This is a genomic window from Nocardia amamiensis (assembly GCF_015477605.1).
In the GTDB taxonomy this organism is placed as follows: Bacteria; Actinomycetota; Actinomycetes; order Mycobacteriales; family Mycobacteriaceae; genus Nocardia; species Nocardia amamiensis_A.
In genome coordinates this window covers 1-498 of sequence record NZ_JADLQX010000219.1, presented here as the reverse complement: position 1 = coordinate 498, position 498 = coordinate 1, and the positions used below count along the sequence as shown (strand labels likewise).

Sequence of the window (498 nt, the reverse complement as noted above, 5' to 3'; positions counted from 1 at the left end):
CCTCCAGCTTGATCAGCGTCGCGTCCGACCCGTCGCCGCGCCAGCGAGCCACCGCTATGGCCAGTGCCGACAGCAGGCCGTCGTTCACGCCGCCGCGGTAGAGGCCGGGGATCGCGGTCAGCACCGCATCGGTGACTTCGGCGGGCACCGTGACCTCGACCCGCTCGACGGTCGCGAACGTGTCGACGGCCGGATCGAACGGACGGGAGCCGAGCAACGGATCCGGCGTGGCCGAAACCTGCTGCCAGAACGGCAGTTCCGCGACCCGTTCCGGCGCGCGCGCCGCCTCGACCAGGCTGTGCGCCCAGCGCCGCATCGAGGTGCCATTGGCAGGCAGCGTCACCGGCTGACCCGCGACCAGCTGCGACCAGGCGACCGCGAAGTCCGGGATCAGGATGCGCCAGGACACGCCGTCGACCACGAAGTGGTGCGCGACGATCAACAGCACATCGCGCCGCTCCCCGTCGAAGGCGAACCACACGAACTGCGCCATAGCGG

Annotated in this window: 1 protein-coding gene; it reads right to left on the bottom strand. The window is 70.9% G+C overall.

Annotation, left to right across the window (positions count from 1 at the left end; translation table 11 throughout):
* Positions 1-498 (bottom strand): condensation domain-containing protein (locus tag IU459_RS37565; protein WP_195134312.1); only part of this gene is annotated, 498 nt, incomplete at both ends.